General features: G+C 40.4%; 21 protein-coding genes and 8 tRNA genes. 2 read left to right on the top strand and 27 right to left on the bottom strand.

The genetic code is table 11. The features are described 5' to 3' along the window. Positions 1 to 240: 240 nt before the first annotated feature. From ACTHOQ_RS17610 to acpS, 20 genes are all read right to left on the bottom strand, one after another. Positions 241 to 314: transfer RNA gene (locus ACTHOQ_RS17610), tRNA-Gly, on the bottom strand. Positions 315 to 334: 20 nt separating this feature from the next. After that, a tRNA-Arg gene (locus ACTHOQ_RS17605) sits at positions 335 to 411 on the bottom strand. A 14-nt stretch (positions 412 to 425) separates the two neighbouring features. Then, positions 426 to 511: transfer RNA gene (locus ACTHOQ_RS17600), tRNA-Leu, on the bottom strand. Between the two features lie 54 nt (positions 512 to 565). Next, positions 566 to 641: transfer RNA gene (locus ACTHOQ_RS17595), tRNA-Lys, on the bottom strand. A gap of 4 nt (positions 642 to 645) precedes the next feature. Continuing rightward, a tRNA-Gln gene (locus ACTHOQ_RS17590) sits at positions 646 to 720 on the bottom strand. A 5-nt stretch (positions 721 to 725) separates the two neighbouring features. Continuing rightward, a tRNA-Asp gene (locus ACTHOQ_RS17585) sits at positions 726 to 801 on the bottom strand. Positions 802 to 831: 30 nt separating this feature from the next. Then, positions 832 to 906: transfer RNA gene (locus ACTHOQ_RS17580), tRNA-Glu, on the bottom strand. Positions 907 to 912: 6 nt separating this feature from the next. Next, positions 913 to 988, bottom strand: a tRNA-Asn gene (locus ACTHOQ_RS17575). A 191-nt stretch (positions 989 to 1179) separates the two neighbouring features. Beyond that, positions 1180 to 1650, bottom strand: coding sequence for a SprT family protein (locus ACTHOQ_RS17570; RefSeq protein ID WP_440497443.1), 471 nt, complete (start codon positions 1648 to 1650; stop codon positions 1180 to 1182). Positions 1651 to 1726: 76 nt separating this feature from the next. Next, positions 1727 to 3898: a Tex family protein gene (locus tag ACTHOQ_RS17565; protein WP_440497442.1), complete on the bottom strand. Its 2172-nt coding sequence runs from the start codon at positions 3896 to 3898 to the stop codon at positions 1727 to 1729. A gap of 129 nt (positions 3899 to 4027) precedes the next feature. Beyond that, complete coding sequence (gene sigB, locus ACTHOQ_RS17560) at positions 4028 to 4813, bottom strand: RNA polymerase sigma factor SigB (RefSeq protein WP_440497441.1); 786 nt, start codon at positions 4811 to 4813, stop codon at positions 4028 to 4030. Next, the gene (gene rsbW, locus ACTHOQ_RS17555) at positions 4791 to 5261 is read right to left on the bottom strand and encodes an anti-sigma B factor RsbW (RefSeq protein ID WP_440497440.1); all 471 of its coding nucleotides are present in this window, start codon (positions 5259 to 5261) and stop codon (positions 4791 to 4793) included. The genes sigB and rsbW overlap by 23 nt, the downstream gene beginning before the upstream one ends. Continuing rightward, positions 5261 to 5593, bottom strand: a complete 333-nt coding sequence (locus ACTHOQ_RS17550) for an STAS domain-containing protein (protein ID WP_440497439.1) — start codon at positions 5591 to 5593, stop codon at positions 5261 to 5263. The genes rsbW and ACTHOQ_RS17550 overlap by 1 nt, the downstream gene beginning before the upstream one ends. A 71-nt stretch (positions 5594 to 5664) precedes the next feature. Next, the gene (locus ACTHOQ_RS17545) at positions 5665 to 6660 is read right to left on the bottom strand and encodes a PP2C family protein-serine/threonine phosphatase (RefSeq protein WP_440497438.1); all 996 of its coding nucleotides are present in this window, start codon (positions 6658 to 6660) and stop codon (positions 5665 to 5667) included. 16 nt (positions 6661 to 6676) lie between these two features. Then, on the bottom strand, positions 6677 to 7075 hold the full coding sequence (locus ACTHOQ_RS17540; RefSeq protein WP_440497437.1) for an anti-sigma regulatory factor: 399 nt from the start codon (positions 7073 to 7075) through the stop codon (positions 6677 to 6679). A 312-nt stretch (positions 7076 to 7387) separates the two neighbouring features. Next, a complete protein-coding gene (locus tag ACTHOQ_RS17535; protein ID WP_008405778.1) occupies positions 7388 to 7738 on the bottom strand; it encodes a type II toxin-antitoxin system PemK/MazF family toxin in 351 nt (116 codons plus the stop codon). A 4-nt stretch (positions 7739 to 7742) separates the two neighbouring features. Continuing rightward, on the bottom strand, positions 7743 to 8030 hold the full coding sequence (locus ACTHOQ_RS17530) for a transcriptional regulator (RefSeq protein ID WP_440497436.1): 288 nt from the start codon (positions 8028 to 8030) through the stop codon (positions 7743 to 7745). A 164-nt stretch (positions 8031 to 8194) separates the two neighbouring features. Beyond that, complete coding sequence (gene alr, locus ACTHOQ_RS17525) at positions 8195 to 9313, bottom strand: alanine racemase (protein WP_440497435.1); 1119 nt, start codon at positions 9311 to 9313, stop codon at positions 8195 to 8197. Between the two features lie 200 nt (positions 9314 to 9513). Beyond that, on the bottom strand, positions 9514 to 10512 hold the full coding sequence (locus ACTHOQ_RS17520) for a LolA family protein (RefSeq protein WP_440497434.1): 999 nt from the start codon (positions 10510 to 10512) through the stop codon (positions 9514 to 9516). Positions 10513 to 10577: 65 nt separating this feature from the next. Continuing rightward, positions 10578 to 10931 (bottom strand): holo-ACP synthase, encoded by a 354-nt coding sequence (gene acpS, locus ACTHOQ_RS17515; protein ID WP_440497433.1) that lies wholly within the window; start codon positions 10929 to 10931, stop codon positions 10578 to 10580. 89 nt (positions 10932 to 11020) lie between these two features. On the opposite strand from acpS, the gene ACTHOQ_RS17510 reads away from it, so the two are divergent. Further along, complete coding sequence (locus ACTHOQ_RS17510; RefSeq protein ID WP_440497432.1) at positions 11021 to 11644, top strand: rhomboid family intramembrane serine protease; 624 nt, start codon at positions 11021 to 11023, stop codon at positions 11642 to 11644. A 49-nt stretch (positions 11645 to 11693) separates the two neighbouring features. Here ACTHOQ_RS17510 and ACTHOQ_RS17505 read toward each other — a convergent pair whose 3' ends face one another. The 7 genes from ACTHOQ_RS17505 to ACTHOQ_RS17475 all read right to left on the bottom strand — a co-directional run bounded on the left by ACTHOQ_RS17505 (position 11694) and on the right by ACTHOQ_RS17475 (position 20085). Beyond that, a complete protein-coding gene (locus tag ACTHOQ_RS17505; RefSeq protein WP_440497431.1) occupies positions 11694 to 13181 on the bottom strand; it encodes a PH domain-containing protein in 1488 nt (495 codons plus the stop codon). Continuing rightward, positions 13174 to 13653 (bottom strand): PH domain-containing protein, encoded by a 480-nt coding sequence (locus tag ACTHOQ_RS17500; protein WP_440497430.1) that lies wholly within the window; start codon positions 13651 to 13653, stop codon positions 13174 to 13176. The genes ACTHOQ_RS17505 and ACTHOQ_RS17500 overlap by 8 nt, the downstream gene beginning before the upstream one ends. Before the next feature lie 343 nt (positions 13654 to 13996). Further along, positions 13997 to 15538 carry a degradosome RNA helicase CshA gene (gene cshA, locus ACTHOQ_RS17495; protein WP_440497429.1) on the bottom strand — a complete coding sequence of 514 codons (1542 nt, stop codon included), beginning with the start codon at positions 15536 to 15538 and terminating at the stop codon, positions 13997 to 13999. Positions 15539 to 15908: 370 nt separating this feature from the next. Then, a complete protein-coding gene (locus tag ACTHOQ_RS17490) occupies positions 15909 to 16601 on the bottom strand; it encodes an alpha/beta hydrolase (RefSeq protein ID WP_440497428.1) in 693 nt (230 codons plus the stop codon). Positions 16602 to 16768: 167 nt separating this feature from the next. Then, entirely contained in the window at positions 16769 to 18139 is a 1371-nt protein-coding gene (locus ACTHOQ_RS17485) for a UDP-N-acetylmuramoyl-tripeptide--D-alanyl-D-alanine ligase (protein WP_440497427.1), read from the bottom strand. 12 nt (positions 18140 to 18151) lie between these two features. Next, positions 18152 to 19225, bottom strand: a complete 1074-nt coding sequence (locus ACTHOQ_RS17480) for a D-alanine--D-alanine ligase (RefSeq protein ID WP_440497426.1) — start codon at positions 19223 to 19225, stop codon at positions 18152 to 18154. A gap of 110 nt (positions 19226 to 19335) precedes the next feature. Beyond that, positions 19336 to 20085 carry a hypothetical protein gene (locus tag ACTHOQ_RS17475; protein WP_440497425.1) on the bottom strand — a complete coding sequence of 250 codons (750 nt, stop codon included), beginning with the start codon at positions 20083 to 20085 and terminating at the stop codon, positions 19336 to 19338. 296 nt (positions 20086 to 20381) lie between these two features. Between ACTHOQ_RS17475 and ACTHOQ_RS17470 the strand changes: the two genes are divergently transcribed. After that, on the top strand, positions 20382 to 21572 hold the full coding sequence (locus ACTHOQ_RS17470; RefSeq protein ID WP_440497424.1) for an FtsW/RodA/SpoVE family cell cycle protein: 1191 nt from the start codon (positions 20382 to 20384) through the stop codon (positions 21570 to 21572). Positions 21573 to 21841 lie beyond the last annotated feature (269 nt).

Below are 21841 nucleotides of genomic sequence, written 5' to 3'. Positions count from 1 at the left end.
GCCGCCAGCGTTCGTCCTGAGCCAGGATCAAACTCTCCATAAAAGTAGTTTGAAAGCTCATTTGCTTTGCTAGCGATTCAACTTAATTAAAAGCTGATATCTATTGTTTGCTTCATTTAAGAAGCTTATTTCATTAACGTTGCTTGTTCAGTTTTCAAGGTTCATAAAGTGTGTCAAAAGTGACAACTTTTATATCATATCCCATTCGATTCGGGATGTCAACAGTTTTTTCAGAAAAACTGGAGCGGGTGATCGGAATCGAACCGACAACATCAGCTTGGAAGGCTGAGGTTTTACCACTAAACTACACCCGCATATTGTTATTTTATATTTATGGCGCGCCCGACAGGAGTCGAACCCATAACCTTCTGATCCGTAGTCAGACGCTCTATCCAATTGAGCTACGGGCGCTAATTGAAATCACTTGGTGCGGCCGAGAGGACTTGAACCTCCACGGGGTTGCCCCCACTAGGCCCTCAACCTAGCGCGTCTGCCATTCCGCCACGACCGCTTCATTTGACTTTAATTATTATATAACTTTAAAATTATTTGTCAACATGAAAACTGGTGAGCCATGAAGGACTCGAACCTTCGACCCTCTGATTAAAAGTCAGATGCTCTACCGACTGAGCTAATGGCTCCAAATGGCTGGGGTACTAGGATTCGAACCTAGGCATGACGGAATCAAAATCCGTTGCCTTACCGCTTGGCTATACCCCAACGAATGGCGGTCCCGACCGGGATCGAACCGGCGATCTCCTGCGTGACAGGCAGGCATGTTAACCGCTACACCACGGGACCATAAGCAAATCTACATTATTAAAATAAAAGTGGTGACCCGTACGGGATTCGAACCCGTGTTACCGCCGTGAAAGGGCGGTGTCTTAACCACTTGACCAACGGGCCAATATATGGCTCCGAAGGCAGGACTCGAACCTGCGACCTGCCGGTTAACAGCCGGATGCTCTACCAACTGAGCTACTTCGGAATAGTACTTTGCTGCGTCGTCATCTTGTCGACTTTTACTATTATAAAGAGTGATATAAGCTTCGTCAACACTTTTCCGAAAGTTTTTCCAAAGAAAAAATCCCTTCCTATTATATGCCGAAAAATTTACGTTTCATAAATACGAACATAATCAATCTATTCCATTATTTCCGGATTTTTAAACATATTTTTTCATTCCTTCTCACTGCTCAAAAACTCAATCTTCCCTTGGCAAATACTGCAGCAGTACTTTTTTACATCCATTTTTCTTTTTCTTCTATAAACTTGTCCACAATTCGTGCAGCTATACATATGGATCGCCTTTTTCTTTAACTGCTCCTTAGGTTCATCCAATCTCGAGCAAAATCTAGGGGCTCCAACCTTTTTTAATAAATTCCGGAAATCTGCATCACGATGCTTATAACCCATCCCTAAAATATGCAGATGATAATGACAAAGTTCATGTAAAATAATACCCTTTAATTCTTCTATACCAAAATGGTCGTATAGCTTTTTATTCAGCTCAATATTATGACTGTTTAACATATATCGTCCGCCTGTCGATTTTAAACGACTATTAAAATATGCTTTGTGGGCAAATGGTCGATTAAAATATTGAATCGATAGCTGTTCCACAAACTTTTGAGCTTGTTCGTCCGTCATATGGCAACCCCCTTTATAAAATAAAAAGCGCATATTTAAGCTATGCGCTTTTTATTATAATTGAAATTTATTTTCTTTACACACTTTGCTGATTTTCGGGTGACAGCATCGTTAATGATATGCGTCCTTTATTTGCTTCTACTTTTTCCACCCAAACCGTCACAATATCGCCTAATGAAACGACATCTAAAGGGTGCTTTACACGACCTTTTTGTAATTTTGAAATATGAACGAGCCCATCCTGCTTTACGCCAATATCGACGAACGCTCCAAAATCGACAACATTTCGAACTGTTCCTTGCAGTTCCATGCCAACTTGCAGATCATCCATTTGCAGTACATTTGTTTTCAGCAATGGTTGAGGAAATGCATCGCGCGGATCACGGGTTGGCTTCATTAATGTGTCTACGATGTCCTTCAGCGTGACCTCGCCTACATTTAGCGTTTCACTTAAAGTTGATAAGCTTAGTTCGCTAATCGTTTCCTCTGCTTTTGCTGTCCCTACGTCTTTTTTCGTTAATCCTGCCGCCTCTAAAATGGCTTCGGCCAATTTATAGCTTTCCGGGTGAATACCTGTAGCATCTAATGGATTTTTAGCATCTGCAATACGCAAAAATCCGATTGCCTGCTCATATGTTTTAGCACCTAGCCGCGGAATTTTTTTTAATTGTGTACGTGATGTAAATTGACCATTTTCACTGCGCATTGCAACGATATTTTCGGCAACAGTTTTTGAGAGTCCTGATACATATTGCAAGAGGGATGCCGATGCTGTATTTACATCAACCCCTACTTGGTTTACTGCTGTTTCCACAATAAATGTCAGCGATTCCGCGAGTTGCTTTTGAGATACGTCGTGTTGATATTGCCCTACACCAACAGCCTTAGGTTCAATTTTAACGAGCTCCGATAATGGATCTTGTAACCGGCGGGCAATCGATACAGCACTGCGTTGTTCAACTTGCAGATCCGGGAACTCCGAACGCGCGATTTCAGAAGCCGAATATACGGATGCCCCTGCTTCATTCACAATGACATATGCGATATTTCCATCTACTTCTTTCAAAAGCTGTGCAATAAATTGCTCTGTTTCACGGGAGGCTGTCCCATTTCCAATTGCGATGATACTAATCGGATATTTTTTCAATAATGCCTTCACTGTTGCTTTTGCTTTTGAAGGATCTGATGTTGTATGCGGATAAATAACACCAACTTCAATCATTTTGCCCATTTCATCCACTACCGCCAATTTACAGCCTGTACGGTAGGCAGGGTCTACACCTAATACGACTTTTCCGCGCATTGGCGGCTGCAATAATAGATTGCGTAAGTTCTCCGAGAAAATATGAATTGCTTGTGTTTCGGCTTTTGCTGTTAATTCTGCGCGCAGTTCATTTTCGATGGATGGTTTAATTAAGCGTTTGTAGCTATCCGCAATCGCTAATTTCACTTCTGCAACAGAAGGTCCTGCAAAGTTTCTCGGGATAAAATGATTTTCCATTTGTGTTGTTGCTTTATCGATAGGCACTTCTATCGACACCCGTAAAATTTCTTCCTTCTCTCCGCGATTTACCGCCAATGTACGGTGTGGAGCGATACGGTGAACAGGCTCCTCATATTCGTAGTACATTTCAAATACTTGCTTTTCATCTTTTTCCTCATTTTTCACTGCAGTTACAAGCTTCCCTTCACGCCAAGAAAGCGTACGCAGCTTTTCGCGAACCGCTGCATCATCCGCAAAACGCTCCGCTAAAATGTCGCGTGCACCTGCCAATGCCTCTTCGATTGTGGCTACACCTTGCTCTTCGTTTATAAAAGTTGCGGCTATTTGCTCTACAGGCTGCTTTGGGAAATTTAAAATTTGTTCTGCCAACGGTTCTAATCCGCGCTCTTTTGCAATTGTTGCTTTTGTACGGCGCTTTTGTTTGTACGGACGATATAAATCTTCAACTCGTTGCAGAACCGTTGCCGCTTGAATCGATGTTTGCAATTCTTCTGTTAACTTCCCCTGCTCATCAATTAAACGCAGCACTTCTTCTTTACGTGTTTCGAGTTGCTGTATGTAATGGTAGCGATCTTCTACTGCCTTAATTTGAACTTCATCGAGTGAACCTGTAACTTCTTTTCGATAGCGGGCAATAAAAGGTACCGTATTGCCTTCCTCCAACAATCCTATAACTGCTTGCGCTTGCTTCGGTTCTACATTCGCATCTTTAGCGATTATTTGTAACATTTTATGTTGTTCCATCGTGCCACTCCTTTAAATTTCGAACTTTCTTAAGTGTACCATTATGAATATGCAGTTTCCTGAAAATCAAACGGATTTTTGCATAAAAAAAATGAGCCTACCATTAATATAATAGTAGGCTCAAATTATTTATAAAGAGACGCCGCCGCTCGCCGAAATAGCATCCTGCAATTTTTTTATCGCTTTGCGTTGAATTCTTGAAACATGCATTTGGGAAATGCCGAGTCTTTCCCCGGCTTCCTTTTGACTTAGCTGTTCCAAATATGTCAATTGTATAATTTGGCGTTCACGCTCATTCAATACATTCATCGCATCGGCCACAATCATGCGGCGGTTTGTCACTTCATATCCATCGTCCTCTCTTCCGACGACATCGAATAATGTAACTGTGCTGCCATCCGAATCCGATTCGATCGAATGGTCCATCGATAGCGCCTGATAGCTTCGGCCCATTTCCATCGCTTCCAATACTTCCTCATCACGGACCTCTAGATAATTAGCTATTTCGCTAATTGATGGAGAACGCTGCAGCGATGTTGTCAACGCCTCAACGGCTGCCTTTATTCTCGGGCCTAATTCTTTAATGCGTCTCGGAACATGCACGTCCCAAGTTTTATCACGTAAAAAGCGCTTTATCTCCCCTACGATCGTCGGGACTGCAAACGCCTCAAAACTTCTACCAAAAGAAGAATCAAATCGTCGAATCGCACCTAATAATCCAAGCATCCCCACTTGTACAATATCATCATAATAAGATTTTCCATGAGAGTATTTACGAGCAATCGACTCTACTAGCTGTTGATAATGGAGTACTAAATTTGTTTGTGCTTCTTCACTTTCATGCGCTTGATATTCGGCAATCCATTTTAGTACTTCTTCTTTGGATGAATTTTTAGGTAGTGATTCTTTCGACATTCCCTTTCACCTGCTCTCTCGAGACATACTTTGTCATGAAAACAGTGACGCCACCTTCGTTATTCAATTTCACTTCGTCCATTAAAGTTTCCATTAAATAAATCCCTAATCCACCTTCTCGTAAAAGTGCTACATTTTCATCCTCATGATATGGACCAATTTTCGATTTAACTTCTTCAAAATTAAAGCTCACACCGTAATCTGCTACCATAATCTCGATTTTATCCTCAAATAGAGCACAGCCGATAACAACTTCGCCTTCCTCATTTGCTTTATAAGCATGATGGACTACGTTTGTTACAGCTTCACTTGTGGCAATTTTTAAATCTTCAATTTCGTCATAAGTAAATCCAACTCGCATCGCTAATCCAGAAATTGTTAGACGGATTACACTTACATATTGCGACTTGGCGGGCACTCGAATTTCGATATAGTCAAATGCTCTCATCATTTCAGCTCCAATTCCTCGTCGGTCTCAATGCTCATTAGTTCACTTAATCCAGTAATTTCAAATAATCTGATTAAACGATTCGATAAGCTCACTAATTTGAGCGATGCATTTTCCCTCGTCACTTTTTTGTAGAAGGCGACGAAAATCCCTAATCCTGTACTATCCATATAATTTACCTTAGACAAATCCAGTTCGATTAATCGTCCTTCCACAATTTGAACAGCTTCCAACTCTTCGCGTAAAACCGGGGCTGTATACGTATCGATTTCACCCTCGATATATCCTCGCAAAATATTATCATCTTCTCTGAATTGAACATTAACATTCATTTAAGACACCTCCATATATAAACCTAATTACATTTCCCGAATACATAAACATTTAAACATAAATTTTTATCTTATTTTTTAAAGATGACGACTGTAAAATCATCTTCTAAATCAAAATCTGGTAATGCTTTTAAATATGCATACATTTTTTCGCACATTTCTTGAGCAGAGAGGTGACTATAACTCAGCGCCAAGCTTTTAATCACATCTCGCGGATCCAGCTCGCCTTGTTTCCGGAAATCTGTCACGCCATCAGTAATCATGATGATAAAATCATTTTCTCCCAGCCTGATTTCATATTGCGGATATTTCACTTCGGGCATAACACCTAACAGTAAGCCCTTTGATTCCAAATCGCAGAAAGTCTGTTCGCGAGCATTATAATATATTGCGGGCTCGTGACCGGCTGAACCGTATGTAAATTTACTTTCTTCGACATTATATGTCCCATAAAACATCGAGACAAACATACTATCATCCACACTTTTTTCAATAATGCGGTTTAATACTTCTAAAATATAAGACGGATCATTTGTTGCATACTCGAGCGTATCCAGGCCATACTTTACCATCGACATGCAAAGCGCTGCCGGCACACCTTTCCCTACAACATCCGTTACTGCCACACTCACATTTAAATTATCATCACTTAAAAAATGGACGTAATCACCGTTCATTTTCCGAATCGGAATCGATACCATCCCAACATCGACTTGTTCAAGCTTCGGGATTTTTGTTCTGAGTATCATATCTTGTATTTTCGTGGCGACATTCATTTCTACACGCAATTCTTCCTGTTGCTGCAATAAGCTTTGATGCTCTTTTAAAGTTAAGCCAAAATGCACCATAATTTCGATTAAAAAATCATAGCTTTTCAAAATATGTTCGGAAAGATCGGGGTAAATTTGCTCTATCGCATATTTGTGAATATTAATCACTTCTTCAGGAGCCACTTTCTTCTGAATTAATTGCCGAATGAAATTTTGCCCAATATACAAATTCCGCTCTGTTTCGTTTGTCAAAAAATCCGATAAGATTTTTTGATACTGAATTTGCAGCTCTTTCAAATTTTATCACATCCCACTACACCCATTTTTCAATGATTACAGTTGTTCCTTTTCCCACAGACGACTGAATGTCCATCGTATCCATCAATCTCTTGACACCCGGCAACCCGGCGCCGAGCCCTCCAGATGTTGAATAGCCGTCTTCCATTACTTTTTTTAAATTATTTATTCCAGGTCCTTTATCTGCCGCTATTATACGAATACCAACTTTACCATCACCGCTAATACGCTCTATTGCCACTTCCCCGGCACGGGCATACAAATAAATATTCCGGGCCAGCTCACTAATTGCCGTCGTAATTCGAGCTTGATCTACCGCGCCAAAGCCGATTGCTTTCGCTTCGTTACGTCCAAGTTGGCGTGCAGCTACAATATCCCATTCTGTTATAATCTCTACGGTAGATTTCGTATTCATCATAGTGCCCCCAATTTCCTTCGTTTTTATTCGATGGAGTTAACGTATAGTATCAATTTTTGGAATTATTAATCTATAACAGTATAACATATGATATCCATGCAGTTTACTAAGATATATAAATATTAATGGAGTAGTTATATAATGTATAACATTTTTACAAAATAATACATATTCTATTATTTATCATTTTAAATCAACTATTATATTTTTACACTATTTAAAGCTCACTATTTCATCAACACATATTGCGCTTTTGATTGAAAATAATAAAAAACACCGAAACGACAAGTTTCGATGTTTTTTTATGTATTAAAATTTTACAAGTCCTAAACTGATATTAAGAGCAATATCGACTTCTTGCATTAACTTTGCATCGAGCTGGGTAATACGATCTGTTAATCGTGATTTATCAATTGTGCGCAACTGCTCAAGCAAAATTACCGAATCACGCTCGAAACCATACTTTTTCGCATCGATTTCAACATGTGTAGGCAACTTTGCTTTTTGAATTTGCGCAGTTATTGCAGCTATGATGACTGTTGGACTAAAGCGATTTCCAATATCATTTTGAATAATAAGGACGGGTCTAGTCCCGCCTTGTTCCGAACCTACCACTGGTGATAGGTCAGCAAAAAAAACGTCTCCACGTTTTACAATCAAATTGTCATCCCCCGCTTACGAGACGCTCCACCATATGTTCCGCTTCATACTCTGCATGCAAGCACTCACTGCAAATTGTCAGATTAATTTGCGACATTTCCACATAGCCCTTTATTAAAGCTTCCCGTATTTGATTTGGTTGCATATGCTTTGTATATTCTTTCGTCGCCAAATACGCAATCCTATAACCACTATCAGTGTTGCGCCCAAACGTTCTTTCAAATTGCGTAACTAGCTCATTTGGTATGTCAATTACTACTTCTTCAACTTCTACTAATTCCTTTGCGTACAAAACAAGCACCTCCACCGAACATCCCATTTCCCATTCATTTTATCATTGATCGACGACAATGAAAAGACAAGAAAATTAAAAAACTGACAATTCTCGCAATAGGAGGGTAATTGTGAACATACTTGTTTTGAATTATTGAAGTTTTTTACAATATTACATCGATTTTATTTGTATACCCTAGGGACTCTAGCGGAAATTACACATGGAATTTCATAGTTAATTGTTTGTAATTTATTTGCCCAATCGTCCATTGTGATCTGATTTTGCTGCTGGCGACCAATTAATACAACTTGCTCCCCAACATTATATGCTTTTGGGAGCAATATCATACTTTGATCCATACAAATTCTACCGACAATTTTCGCTCTTTGGCCTTTTATTAAAACTTCTTGGCCTGTTAGCTTTCGGATCATGCCATCTGCGTAACCAATCGGAATCGTTCCAATATAGCAGTCTTCTTCCGCTGTAAATGTTGCCCCATAGCCGACCGACTGACCTGCGTGCAGTTTTTTCACGTGCACAAGCTCTGTGCATAGCGAAAATGCAGGCTTGATCGGAAACGGCAGTCTATTTCCAACATAGGAGGAAGGTGAAAGTCCATACATCGAAATGCCGAAACGGACAGCATCATACTGCAATGAAGGGTCTTTTGCTAGTGCCGTTGCCGTATTCGCCGCATGAACAAGCCGCGGTCTCGATGGCAGTGCACTTAAAAAGTCTTTAAATAGGGTTACTTGTTTGTCAAAGTACAATGAATCTTCTTCATCCGCTGTTGCAAAATGCGTAAAAATACCATCTACAATAAAGTCGTCCGATGAAGCAATCATGCCGTATAAATCAATCAATTCGTCTTTCGTTGAGACACCTATACGCCCCATGCCCGTATCGGCTTTAATGTGGAGCCTTAATTGCTTTAATAGCGGCATAAATCGCTGTGCCTCACGCAACCAATCAGTCGAGAAAACAGTAAGGATAATATTTTCGGCTGAAGCATATGGAATGAAATTGGCCGGTGTGGCGCCTAATACTAAAATATCAATGTCTTTAAAATTCTTTCTCATATGTACTGCTTCATCCGGTGTAGCTACGGCAAGCATTGCTGCCCCTGCTTGAATAGCCGTCTTGGCAACTTCCACATCCCCATGGCCATATGCATTCGCTTTTACAACTGCGATTATTTGTATGTTCGGTTCGATATGTTTTCGTAATGACATGAGATTATGTTCGATTGCTTGCAAGTCAATGATTGCTTTTGTAGGTCGGTAGTTTGTTTGAATGTCCATTTCGTTTTTTACCCTCTTTTTATAAATTTAAACTTCTGCCGGATTTCACTAGTTCGCATATTTGCTCTTTATTCGATTGAAGCCCAAATGAACATCAGAAAGAAATCATCTTGTGCTTACCGGCACAAGATGTATCTTTCCAATGCAAACATATAGCCAAATTCAAATGTGCTTTATGCCGAAGCGCCGTTCATTAAAAATTATTTCATACTGCCTTCCTGCACACTTGCAGCCACTTCCAGCAATTCATCTTTTGATAATTTCGTGGAGGCGATGAAAAATGACATGCCGTCTTTATCCCATTGAATGGAATGTTCCGTAATCGCGCCGATCGTATAGCCTAAATCAGCTGGATCTCCAGGCGAGAAAACCGGCAAGGCAACATCGTCGTAGCTGATCGGCTGTTGCATTAATGTAAATGGTTTTTCTCCTTCAAATGTCAGGATGACACGTGAAGTTCCATCTTCATTAACTTCGAATTCATCCGTTAATTTTGTATGTGCCCAGTCAATCGTCGGATAGTGCACGCGAAACTCTGTGTCCACTATATCGGCTGAAGCTGCCTTTTTTTCTTCCTTTTCAGAAAACTTTTCTACTTCATATTCCTTTGCCGTATGCTGAACACCTAATTTGATTTCTCCAAATGTAATGACTACTTGCTCTTGCAGCGAATCGTCCAATACACTTACTTTAGTCGGGAGCATTGTTTTTTTATCAATTACTATTTGCTGCACTGGTAAAGTTGTCTGGTCCACATTCCGTGTCGCTACCTCAAAAGTATAGCTTGCCTCATCTTCTGTCATGACGGCTTTAGAATCTGCAAGTAAATCATCTGCCAAAGTGCCGATTAAATATGCCTGGCTATTTTGTTTTGGCCATTCACTTTGAAACTTATGCGTTTTCCGGAGCGCAGGGGTTACAACAAATACGCCTTCTTCATTTCGTACGATCAATTGTTGCTCTGTCTCACCTTTTGGATTTACTGCCACTCGATAAAATTCCGGTTTTGTGTGCCATACTTTCACATCATAAATTCTCGGCTCAGTACCTGTACGCACCTCCATTGAGGCACTTAGTTCATAACCTTTCGTTTCGTTCCATTTTTTATTGACATCCTGAATCACCTCGTCTTTTGTTGCTTTTCCACATGCGGCTAAAAATAGACAACAAACGACAACTACTAGCAGTCGGAGTTTCAAAGTTTCATCCTTTCGATTAACTTTTTCGATAAATTACTATATGAGTCAAGGCGCGCATGTATGTATTATTGCATTAAGATTACTTGCGCAGCTGCGGTAGTCCGTGTATGCGTAATGGAAATAAAGCCATTCACCTGCTCGCCGTCAAAGTATAGGATGGGCTTTCCGCTTTCACTTTTTAAAATTTCGATTTGATGCAGTTCGCATTCTTTGCCGATTCCTGTACCATTTGCTTTGGAATATGCTTCCTTTGCGGCAAAGCGTCCCGCCAAAAATTCCACTTGGCGCGTTTGTGACAGTGTGTCGAAAATAGCCAGCTCGCGTTCTGTTAAAATACGGTGCGCAAATTTTGCGGAGCGTCGCAGCATTTTTTCGATCCGATCAAGTTCTACTAAGTCTAGACCAATCCCTTTAATCAATTAGAAGCTCTTCCTTTCATTTGAACAATATTCCAATGTATAATGAATAAAAATTCGTTTTATTCGTATTGACTTAATTGAGGTGGAATATGTTCATTCGTAGAGAAAATTTTAAACAATACATTACGTCATATCCAGTCGTCTCGTCAATTATTGCGATTAATTTAATCGTTTTCGTATTGACGTTAATACCAGTGTTCGGCGAGCAGCTGCTTTATGCCGGCATGAGCGTGAATGGTCTCATTGCAGCTGGTGAATGGTGGCGCATTGTTACATCAATGTTTTTGCATGCGGGTTTCACGCACGTTCTTTTTAATATGTTCTCGCTGTTTTTATTTGGCCCGGAACTCGAAAAGATCGCCGGTAAAATCCGCTTTTTGACAATTTACTTTTTGGCAGGCATTTTCGGTGTTGCGGCTACGTTTTTAACCGAAGATCCTTATTATGCCAGTGTAGGCGCAAGTGGTGCAATTTACGGGATACTCGGTGCGTTCGGGGCGCTCGTCTATTATACGAGACATTTATTCCCGCAGCTGAGACAAATCATTCTGCCGCTAATCGTCGTTAGCATATTTATGACATTTATTACGCCCAATATTAATATCTCCGCTCATTTAGGCGGTCTTATTACAGGCTTTATTTTAGGATTTGTGTATTTCAATCCGAAAAATATGGGGCGCTGGCGCAATAATAATATAAGACGCGTAAAATAGAAACAGGGTGTGCTAAAAAGAGGAAACTTTTTCGCACACCCTGTTTTCTTTAACGTTCATACCACGACAATATTTTTTCGACTTCTTGCTGATCGATATGGCGAACTGTCGCCGAAGCTCCTGTCATACCTGACATAACGACGATTTTTGCCGATCCTATTTGGCGGCGTTTTTGAAAGTAAGTTTGGCTTCCTTGTGTTACTTGCACACGTTTTTTCAAAGCAAAAAACGTTACACGGCTTATAAAGCGCGATACAATCGTAATTTGCTGCCCCCCAATGTTATACCCCGTCGTTTTAAATTGCCATCTTCCCAATAAGATAATCGGGATGACTAATAGTAGTGACAACAGCCCATATGGATAGAAAAAATACGAAATTCCGCTGATTAATGGCACAAGCCAAATGAAGTCAATTCGATAGAAAAAAGGTTGCGCCTTTTTAGGAGGCTGAATAGTATGCATAACATCGAAATCATACTCCGGGAATAGCTCATTCAACGGCTCAAACGCTTCTTTTTTTGCGATTAAAGGAAACAAAATAATCTTTTTATCGCTTTCCCCGCTGAAACCTCCGCCAGCGCTTTCTACCGCAACAGACGCTAATCCAAGCATTTGCTGAAATGGATTTTCTGCAAGTTTAATTGCCTGTACACGATTTAACGGAATCGTTACACGCTTTTTTTCGATTAAACCACGGGTAATAATTAAACGGTCGTGCTGTTTGATCACCGTGAAATTATAATAATTCAAAAACGTCAATCCGACAGAAATAATCCATGTCGCCAGCAATGCGAGCGCAATTAAAATCATTGCTGCGATATAACTGTATTCCATCAAAAAAGCTACTTCATCATAAATCATATCAAACGGGATAAATTCCGCAAACTGCGAAAAAACCGCAAAGACCCCAGCTAGTACTACCCCTACACCGCTTGATGTAGATGCTAATAATAATAGCTCCGGAACTTTCATCTTATGCAAAACAATCGAAGAAGGCTCTTTCTCTTCGATGGCTTCCGCCAGCTCTTTTTCACTCAATTCGCTTTCCGATGGGGTCTTTTGCTTTGCCCGTTTCATTTGGATTTCCACTTCATCCGCTGCGGCTCTTGTAACAGCTGTCAACTCTGCTTCCGGCTTGCCGTTTTTGCTTCCCGCTGTCTCCACCTGTACTTGCACAAGCTTAAAGAGTCGGTGAAAAATCCCTTCCTTATAATTCAAATTTTGAATGCGGTCAAATGGGATATAGCGTTTTTTCTTTACAAACAAACCATATTCCACTCGCAATTCACTGTCCTCAAACCAATACACAAATGTCCACCATTTGACCAGTCCGCTTATCATCGTTCCAAACACTACAATAATTAAAATAAAGAGCGGAATCATTTCACTGAAAAATGTTTCGCTACGGTAATCCAAATTAAAGTTAAATCCATTTGCAACGACGATAATAACGATAGGAATAAGCAAGTCCTTTAAAGCTTTTACAACATTTATTATTGCTGTAACAGGATGAAGTTTAAATTTCTCTTTAGACATCATCTTCCGCCACCCTTGCTAGTTCAGAAATTTTCGTCCTTAGTAAATCGGCTTCCTCTACTTTCAGCATAGGAATCGTATGTACTGTCGCCGCTGAAGAAATCGAAATATTGGCCAATGTATATTTTTTTAAAATTGGGCCTTGTTCGGTATCGACATGCTGTACACGCACCATTGGAATCAATGTCCGTTTCACGACAAATAAACCGCTTTGAATTTCAATTTCCTGCTCGCGCACTTCATAGCGCCAAATTCTCCAGCGTACACTCGGAAATACAACGATTGAAAAAATAACCGATAATACGACTAGCGCAACGCCAATCCACATTATCCAATCCGGCCAATCAAACTTGATTGTCAAAAATATTACTCCTGCTGCAACGAGCGCTAAAAGAATAGTTTGAATAAGACCATATAAACGCCACACTGTTTGCGCTTTTTTAGGTAATTGATATTTCGGCTGTTCTCTCATAAGCTCTCCACCTCTTTCTCTATATTATGCTATACGAATCAATCCCTTAATTGTTTCACTCTATTTATATATTGACGATTAAAATAATCCCCTTCCTTTCATAGTATATATTGTATAACACGTTAATTAAATAATTTATAGACATAACTTGGATTTGATTTTCATTGCGGGTCGATCACATTCGCACGGAGGGGTCTAATGGTGCGAGGAGTTGGCGCAGTTTTCCTGGACGGGGACAACACTTTCTTACAAAGTTATCCTCAATGTTAAAATCTATAATTTCTTTCACAATAAAAAAGCACACCAACAAGAAAATTCGTTGATGTGCTTTGTTTGGGTATTATTAATCTTCGCGACGTTGACGAGGGCGACGATCACGAGAACCTTCGCGACGGCCTCCTCCATCACGACGACCTCCATCACGGCGTTCTCCGCTGCGGTTTCCACCGCCACCTTCACGACGGCGATCTCCTCCGCGTCGGTCACCACTGCGGCTTCCGCCACGGTTGCGGTCATTATTGCCGCGGCCACGGTTGCCGCCGCCATGTGAGCGTTCACGGCGCATCGGCAATGGACGCTCTTCTGACAATGATACAGGTGTAGCGTCAGGCTCTTTTGTAATCGATTTAAGTGCTGCTGCCACTAAATCAAGTGCATCATTGTTTTCCAATAATTGAGCCGCTAATTCACGGTAGTTGCCTAAATCATTGTTTTGCACTAATTCCACTAATGATTGCATCGCATCTTCCTGTAAGCCTGCCAATGCTTCTTCAGATGTTGGCGGACGTAAAGGAGTCATACGCTTTTTCGTTGTTTCTTCAACAATGCGTAAATAACCCATTTCACGTGGCGTTACGAATGTTACCGCAACACCTGATTTACCAGCACGTCCTGTACGACCGATACGGTGAACATACGATTCCGGATCTTGTGGAATGTCAAAGTTATAAACATGTGTTACACCTGAAATATCCAAACCACGAGCTGCTACGTCTGTTGCGATTAAGATGTCAATTTTATTTTCTTTAAATTGACGTAATACAGAAAGACGTTTTGCTTGTGAAAGGTCGCCGTGAATACCTTCTGCCAGGAAGCCGCGTAAACCTAAAGCTTGTGATAATTCATCAACACGACGCTTTGTACGACCGAAAATAATCGCTAACTCCGGCTTTTGAACATCTAATAAACGAGATAATGCATCGAATTTTTCGCGTTCAGTCGCTTTTACGAAGAATTGCTCAATGTTTTCCATTGTTAATTCTTTCGCTTTAATTTTTACGATTTCAGGATCTTTCATGAATGTCTCTGCAATTTTACGGATTGCTGGAGGCATTGTCGCCGAGAATAGTAATGTTTGGCGAGTCGATGGCACGTTTTCTAAAATTGCATTAATGTCATCGATGAAGCCCATGTTTAACATTTCATCCGCTTCGTCTAAAACTAAAGTTTGCACTTCGTCTAAACGTAATGTACGACGGTTAATATGGTCTTGAATACGACCAGGTGTACCTACGATAATTTGCGGTTTGTTTTTTAATGCGCGGATTTGACGGCCGATCTCCTGACCACCATAAACCGATAATAATTTTACGCGTTTGTCATATCCTAATTTATAAAGTTCTTCTGAAACTTGGATTGCTAATTCACGAGTCGGAGCGATAACTAAAGCTTGGATATTCGGGTTTTTCGGGTCGATTTTCTCGATTAAAGGAATACCAAATGCAGCTGTTTTCCCTGTACCTGTTTGCGCTTGGCCTAAAACATCGCGGCCATCCATTGCAAACGTAATCGTACCTTCCTGTATTGGTGTTGCTTCTTCAAATCCCATACGCTTAATAGAGCGTAATGTTGATTCACTAATGTTTAATTCTGAAAAATTTGTCAAACTCTTCAATCTCCTTTTTCCTGTATAAGTTGACAAATGGTTACATTTTCAGATGAAATGGCGGCAAATTTTCGAGCCATTGTATGTGGAACGTTTCCGTTACTTAAAAAATTCTCTCTGCTTCATTTGCAGAGTCTCTTATATGAAAAGGAAAGCCCGGTCATTGCCGAGCGGTTCAATTCTACCGTTTCTTATTTGTTATGCTCTTGCAAAAAATAGAATAAAACCGTTTATCAAAAAAAAGCACTCTTCATCAAAAAAGTCTGAAGAGTCTTCGCACAAAATGTATCCATTGCTTTTACTAGTCTAACATGGGTTGTAACGGTATGCAATGATAATGCTTGTATCGAAATAGTCTGACATTTCGCTTTTACAATAAGAACTGGAATACTTTATCAAACCATTGTTCACAATCATCACTGTAACAAATATGATGCTTTCCACAATCTGAAATATACATTTGCTTTTGCTGTGACTGAATTTGTTCATATAAATGGTGGGCAGTTGCACTTGGCACAATCCCATCAAGCTTGCCTTGCACGATATAGGTTGGGCACTGGATGTTTTTTATATATGGTTCCGTTTTTTTCACGACTTTCATGAATTCGACCGTCGCTGTTAAAGGCACATTTTTGAATTTAAATTTATAACGTGCAAACAATTCATTTTCCTCTAGCTTTTTATGCACCATATCTTGAGCCATCGCCCGAACATCCTTTACTAATTGCACCGGGCTTACATACTTTGCTGCAGCACTTAAAAGCACCAGCTTTTTCACCTGATAGCGGATTGATAAATACATCGCAATAACACCGCCCATCGAAAAACCGACGACAATCACTTCATCTACTTGTTTTTTCAAACGGCGATATGCGATTTCCGCTTCCATCATCCAGTGTTCTGCTTTATAGCCTTTCATCGCCAAATGCTCTGCATCACCATGACCTGAAAATGTCGGCATACTTATTACCCAATCTATTCGTTGCTCTATATAATGCGCAAAAGGCTGTACTTCATACGGTCCGCCCGAAAATCCATGTAAAAAAAGTATGCCTGTCTTCATAAAATCACCTGCTTCCATCCATGTTGTAATAAATATAATAAGCGACTATCAATCAGGAAAAAAGTTTCTGCGCTTTCTTATGATAAGCATATAATTTCCAGCCTTTCTTTCATCATTTAAAAATTGCCTATAAGGAATAATTTAATTTCAAAAAAATCGAGCTAGCGCTAGGCTAACTCGATTGCGTGTATAATTTTTTCCAGCTGCATGCCGCGGGAGCCTTTCAGCAAAATAATGGACTCTCCCGTTGCATTTGAACGGATCTTTTCAATAATCGGTGCGTACTCTTGCTCGGAATAGATTAGATGAGCCGCATCGAATGTGGATCGCAGCTTTTCGTACAGCCATCTCATGCGCGGGCCATACAAGCATACATAGCTGATTTTCTCATGGTGGATATGGTCCGCGATCTCTTCATGCATTTGCTGCTCGTCATTTCCTAATTCCAGCATATCGCCAAGCACAAGCCATTTTTCTTGTCGAATCGTCGTTTTCCCGACAAATTGAATTGCTGCATGCATCGATGTCGGAGCGGCATTGTATGCATCATTGATAAATAACAGCTCGCCAATCGGGATAAGCTGCATGCGCATATGTGTCAACACAACTTGCCTTAATGCGTTGCGTATTTGTTCATCCGTTAAACCTAATGCTTTGCTTACGAGCATCGCATTTAATGTATTTTTCACTTGGTGCTCGCCTAACACGGAAATAAAGAAGTCTCCTTCGATTAATCCATCTACATGAAAGCTGCTTCCTTGGGCCGTTGCAACAATATTCGAGGCAACAAGGTTTTGCGGTGCTGTAAAGCCAAATGACTGTGTGGTCAAATGGGGTGTTTGGGCCACTAAACTTTGCAGCAAAGGCTCATCACCGTCAAAGAAAAGCACGCCTTCCTCCGACAAGCCTTCAACAATTTCGAACTTTGCCTTTGCAATCCCTTCACGTGAACCTAAATCCTGCATATGCGCCTCGCCGATATTTGTAATGATCGCATAGTGCGGTCGGGCTAATTTAGTTAAAAATTCAATTTCGCCATAGCCGCTCATGCCCATTTCCAAAACCGAGATTTCAGTGTCTTCATCCAATTGCAATATTGTAATCGGCAAACCGAGCTGGTTGTTAAAATTGCCGATTGTTTTCTGCACTTTAAAATATGGGGAAAGGGCCCCCGCCAAAATATCCTTTGACGACGTTTTCCCATTCGATCCTGTAATGCCGATGAATGTCGCTTTATGCTCATTGCGGTAACACTCCGCCATTTTCTGAAGCGTCCGTTCCGGATCATCCACAAAAATCAATGGCAAATGCTCCGGGGGATTCGGCTCGTCGTTCATCCATAAAGAAGCGGCTGCCCCTTTTTCGAATGCCTGCTCGACGAATCGATGACCATTTACCGCCTCCCCGCGAAAAGGAATAAACAAATCCCCTTGCGCAATTGTACGTGTATCAATGGAAATGCCTGTGACAACCGTTTCAGGAAATGATTGATTCTCTATCGTTAACCAGGCTGCAAGTTGCTGTAAATTTTTCTTCACTGTTTATCCCACTCAATCTCTATTGTATTGAAGCTGCTGCTTTTCTGTATGGCGCTCCAAAGCCAGGTCAATAAGCTCCTTAATTAGCTGAGGATATGTTACATTTGTATGCTGCCACAACAACGGGTACATACTGACAGGTGTGAAGCCTGGCATCGTATTTACTTCATTGATGAACATTTCATTGTTTTTCGTCACAAAGAAATCGGCACGCACTAAACCGGCTCCATCGATTGCTTTAAAGGCCTTTTTCGCCATCTCAACTAAATGGGCGTACACATTTTCATCTAAAGGCGCAGGAATAATCAATGCGGTCGAGCCATCCTTATATTTCGAATCATAATCATAAAACTCTGTCATCGGCTTAATCTCCCCTGCCACTGAAACGGCAGGTGTATCATTCCCTAAAACAGCAAGCTCAATTTCGCGTGCATCGATGCCTTGTTCTATGACGATTTTGCGGTCGTATTGCAATGCAAACTGCACGGCCTTTTCCAATTCGCCAGCATTCGCAGCTTTACTGATCCCCACACTGGAGCCTAAGTTGGCCGGTTTTACAAACATAGGGTAGCCGAGTGTTTGTTCACATTTTTTCACTAATGTTTCCTTCTGGCGTTCCCATTCGCTGCGGATAAAATATTCATATGGGACTTGCGGCAAGTTCGCCATCTCAAATAGCTGCTTCATGACAACCTTATCCATTCCCGCTGCGGAGCTGAGGACACCATTCCCTACGTACGGGACATTCAAAACTTCCAAAAAGCCTTGTACTGTTCCGTCTTCGCCATTCGTGCCGTGCAAAAGAGGGAAAATGACATCGAATGGATTTTCCATATGTGCAGTGATAAATTGTGTAATATTATTTTCAGATTGCGCTGAAGTTATTGTAAATTGTAATTGTTCAATTGTTTGAGCGGGTTCTGTTAATTGAGGTCCAACACGCCATTCGCCATTTAAAGTAATAAAAATCGGATAAATGTCAAACTCATTAAAATCCAATGCCTGTGTTACTGCCTTCGCGGTAGAAAGCGATACTTCATGCTCGGCAGACTTGCCACCATATAATAAACCGATTCTTTTTTTCATTTTTTGACCTCCAGTTTTCACTAACGTTAGTTTATCACGAATCCCTTATTCCTTGGAATCGTTTCGGCATTCGTCATAAAAAACACTCACCGCCCGATTCGCTGTGAGTGCTAACTAATTTGTATTAATTCATCATAGCCTTGTTTCAATATTTCATCTAAATCGTCCCAAACTTCATCCGGGTAATCATAATCGCTCAACACCCGAATTTCGACTGCATAATGGGAGTTTGGCTTATCTAATTTATATAATGAGAGTAATGCGCCTTCCTTTGCAAATGATCTATATGACCTTAATGTCGAAGGATCCATCATCGGGGAATTATTTTTGCTCTTTCGTCGCCAAAAGCTCCCTATACCTTCTTTTTCCCTTATCATTTGATTGAACAAATTCGATACGAGTATTTCAGAATCGCCTATAAAACGATAATATACTTTCGTCATTTTGTCTGCCGCAGATGAATAATAGGCGTAACGATTTTGCAATTTACTAAAAAAAGGCGTAGCCAGCGGTTCACGCTTATGACTTAAATAAAGCAGCTCCGCTTGTTCCAATGGTGTTAATGCATTGACATTTTTCTCTGTCGCAAAGTCTACCCAGCATAAATCACGCTTTAAGTCACTTTCCTTTTTTATAAAATCACGCATCTCTTCATTCGTCACAAAATCAAATTGTGTATGCATATTAAAAGAGCCGTTCTCGTATGCGTGCTTTAATAGCAAAACATTTTTTACTGGTTCCACTGAAGCTATGAATTCCTTCAATGTAAGCCCACTATAAATTACAAAATGTTCGACATCGTTCATATGGATATATAAATGATGCATAAAATCTTCTGCAGATTTCATTTTCTTCGCCACGACTTGCACGCCCCTTTAACATGAATAATATGATTATTATATGACTTCTTATTCAAATTTGAAACATTTTCTCTTATGTTTCGTCCATCTTTTAAATTGAGGTTACTAAAGTAATTTTTCAAAGAATATGATAAAGTTAATAAAGCTTAAAACATTACTGTATTTTATGTGAAACACTTTCCATATTCGGTAATTTTTACGTTTCCAAAAATTAATCCCGCAATAAAAGAACCTTCAATTTGTTGGTATCTTCTAGCCCTTTTTTGGGTTAAATTTAATAATTTAAGGTGAAATGAATGGATACAAACAATTACAATTTCAATAAACGGTTCGACTGGCCGCTTACACTTATTTTAATTTTATTTTTCGGTGTAAGCTTACTGGCCATCGCTTCCGCGCAGACATCCGGGCAATACGGCACAAATTTCGTCCCGAGACAAATTCTTAACTATGCGATTTTTGCCTTTATTGTTGCGTTTGTCATGTACTTCGACCCTGACCAGTACAAAAAACTGGCATGGCCCCTGTATAGTTTAGGCCTATTGCTGCTCGTTGCAGTTGTAGCCATTCCTATATCGACAAAGATTACAATCGAACGGAATGGTGCGCAAAGTTGGTTCAATACACCGATCGGAAGTATTCAACCTGCGGAATTCATGAAAACATTTTTCATATTAGCTGCCGCATATTTAATAAGTAAGCATAATGAAAAATACCAGATTAAAACAATTAAGTCCGATATGATATTACTCGGCAAAATCGGCTTAACATTAATAGTGCCGCTTGGCTTAATTATGCTTCAGCCGGATTTAGGTTCGGGCCTTGTATTCATCGCCATTACTGCAGCACTTGTCATCGTGGCAGGCGTCACTTGGAAAATCATTTTACCGCTGATCGGCGGCGTTGCGGTCGTTGGCGGCTCGTTATTGTGGATGGCGCTGTACATGCAGAATTTTCTTGAAGAGACATTCGGATTCAAGCCTTATCAATTTGCACGTATTTATTCTTGGCTGGACCCGTATTCTTATGCTACTTCAGACGGCTATCATTTAATTACTTCCCTTAACGCGATCGGCTCCGGCGAAATTTTCGGCAAAGGGTTCATGGGACGTGAAGTATATGTTGCGGAAAACCATACAGACTTTATTTTTTCCGTTATCGGCGAAGAATGGGGCTTCATCGGTGCGAGTGCAGTCATTTGCCTATACTTCTTGCTGATTTATCATTTGACTAGAACGACACTATTGCTGAAAGATCCGTTTTGTACTTATGTATGTGCTGGTGTTATCGCGATGATTACGTTCCATGTGTTTGAAAATATCGGGATGACGATACAGCTTCTGCCTATTACAGGTATCCCTCTGCCGTTTATCAGCTATGGAGGGAGCTCGATAATGGGTAATGCCCTTGCGATCGGTCTCGTATACAGTATGAAATTCCATTATCGCACGTATATGTTTACAGCGAATGATCCGGAAGATGAGTAAAAAAGGAAAGGGGTTGTCGGAAAAGATCGATTGTATCGGTACTTTTCTTGACACCCTTCTTGTTTATAGCAGTTTATTTTGTTGGGGTCAGAATTTCGGTGTATGAATCATGAAAATAATATACTCGTTTGCTTCGGGCTTTTGGGGATTCCTTACTGGATATCCTCTCTATATTGCTTCTTATGAAAATAGGAGATTGGGACAAAACCCAACCTCTAACTGAAAAGCCCCTGAAATTTTACGAACAGTAAAATTTCAGGGGCTTTGAT

The sequence above is a fragment of the Solibacillus silvestris genome (genome assembly GCF_051967575.1).
Classification (GTDB): Bacteria; Bacillota; Bacilli; order Bacillales_A; family Planococcaceae; genus Solibacillus; species Solibacillus silvestris_B.
The sequence above is the reverse complement of the archived record's forward strand: the minus strand, read 5'-3'. Positions and strand labels throughout refer to the sequence as shown.

Excerpts from the sequence above, each read along its gene's own strand:
- ACTHOQ_RS17570 (WP_440497443.1), bottom strand. The coding sequence starts at position 1,650 with ATGACGGACGAACAAGCTCAAAAGTTTGTGGAACAGCTATCGATTCAA.
- ACTHOQ_RS17565 (WP_440497442.1), bottom strand. The coding sequence starts at position 3,898 with ATGGAACAACATAAAATGTTACAAATAATCGCTAAAGATGCGAATGTA.
- sigB (WP_440497441.1), bottom strand. The coding sequence starts at position 4,813 with ATGTCGAAAGAATCACTACCTAAAAATTCATCCAAAGAAGAAGTACTA.
- rsbW (WP_440497440.1), bottom strand. The coding sequence starts at position 5,261 with ATGAGAGCATTTGACTATATCGAAATTCGAGTGCCCGCCAAGTCGCAA.
- ACTHOQ_RS17550 (WP_440497439.1), bottom strand. The coding sequence starts at position 5,593 with ATGAATGTTAATGTTCAATTCAGAGAAGATGATAATATTTTGCGAGGA.
- ACTHOQ_RS17540 (WP_440497437.1), bottom strand. The coding sequence starts at position 7,075 with ATGAATACGAAATCTACCGTAGAGATTATAACAGAATGGGATATTGTA.
- alr (WP_440497435.1), bottom strand. The coding sequence starts at position 9,313 with ATGGACATTCAAACAAACTACCGACCTACAAAAGCAATCATTGACTTG.
- ACTHOQ_RS17510 (WP_440497432.1), top strand. The coding sequence starts at position 11,021 with ATGTTCATTCGTAGAGAAAATTTTAAACAATACATTACGTCATATCCA.
- ACTHOQ_RS17505 (WP_440497431.1), bottom strand. The coding sequence starts at position 13,181 with ATGTCTAAAGAGAAATTTAAACTTCATCCTGTTACAGCAATAATAAAT.
- ACTHOQ_RS17500 (WP_440497430.1), bottom strand. The coding sequence starts at position 13,653 with ATGAGAGAACAGCCGAAATATCAATTACCTAAAAAAGCGCAAACAGTG.
- ACTHOQ_RS17490 (WP_440497428.1), bottom strand. The coding sequence starts at position 16,601 with ATGAAGACAGGCATACTTTTTTTACATGGATTTTCGGGCGGACCGTAT.
- ACTHOQ_RS17480 (WP_440497426.1), bottom strand. The coding sequence starts at position 19,225 with ATGAAAAAAAGAATCGGTTTATTATATGGTGGCAAGTCTGCCGAGCAT.
- ACTHOQ_RS17470 (WP_440497424.1), top strand. The coding sequence starts at position 20,382 with ATGGATACAAACAATTACAATTTCAATAAACGGTTCGACTGGCCGCTT.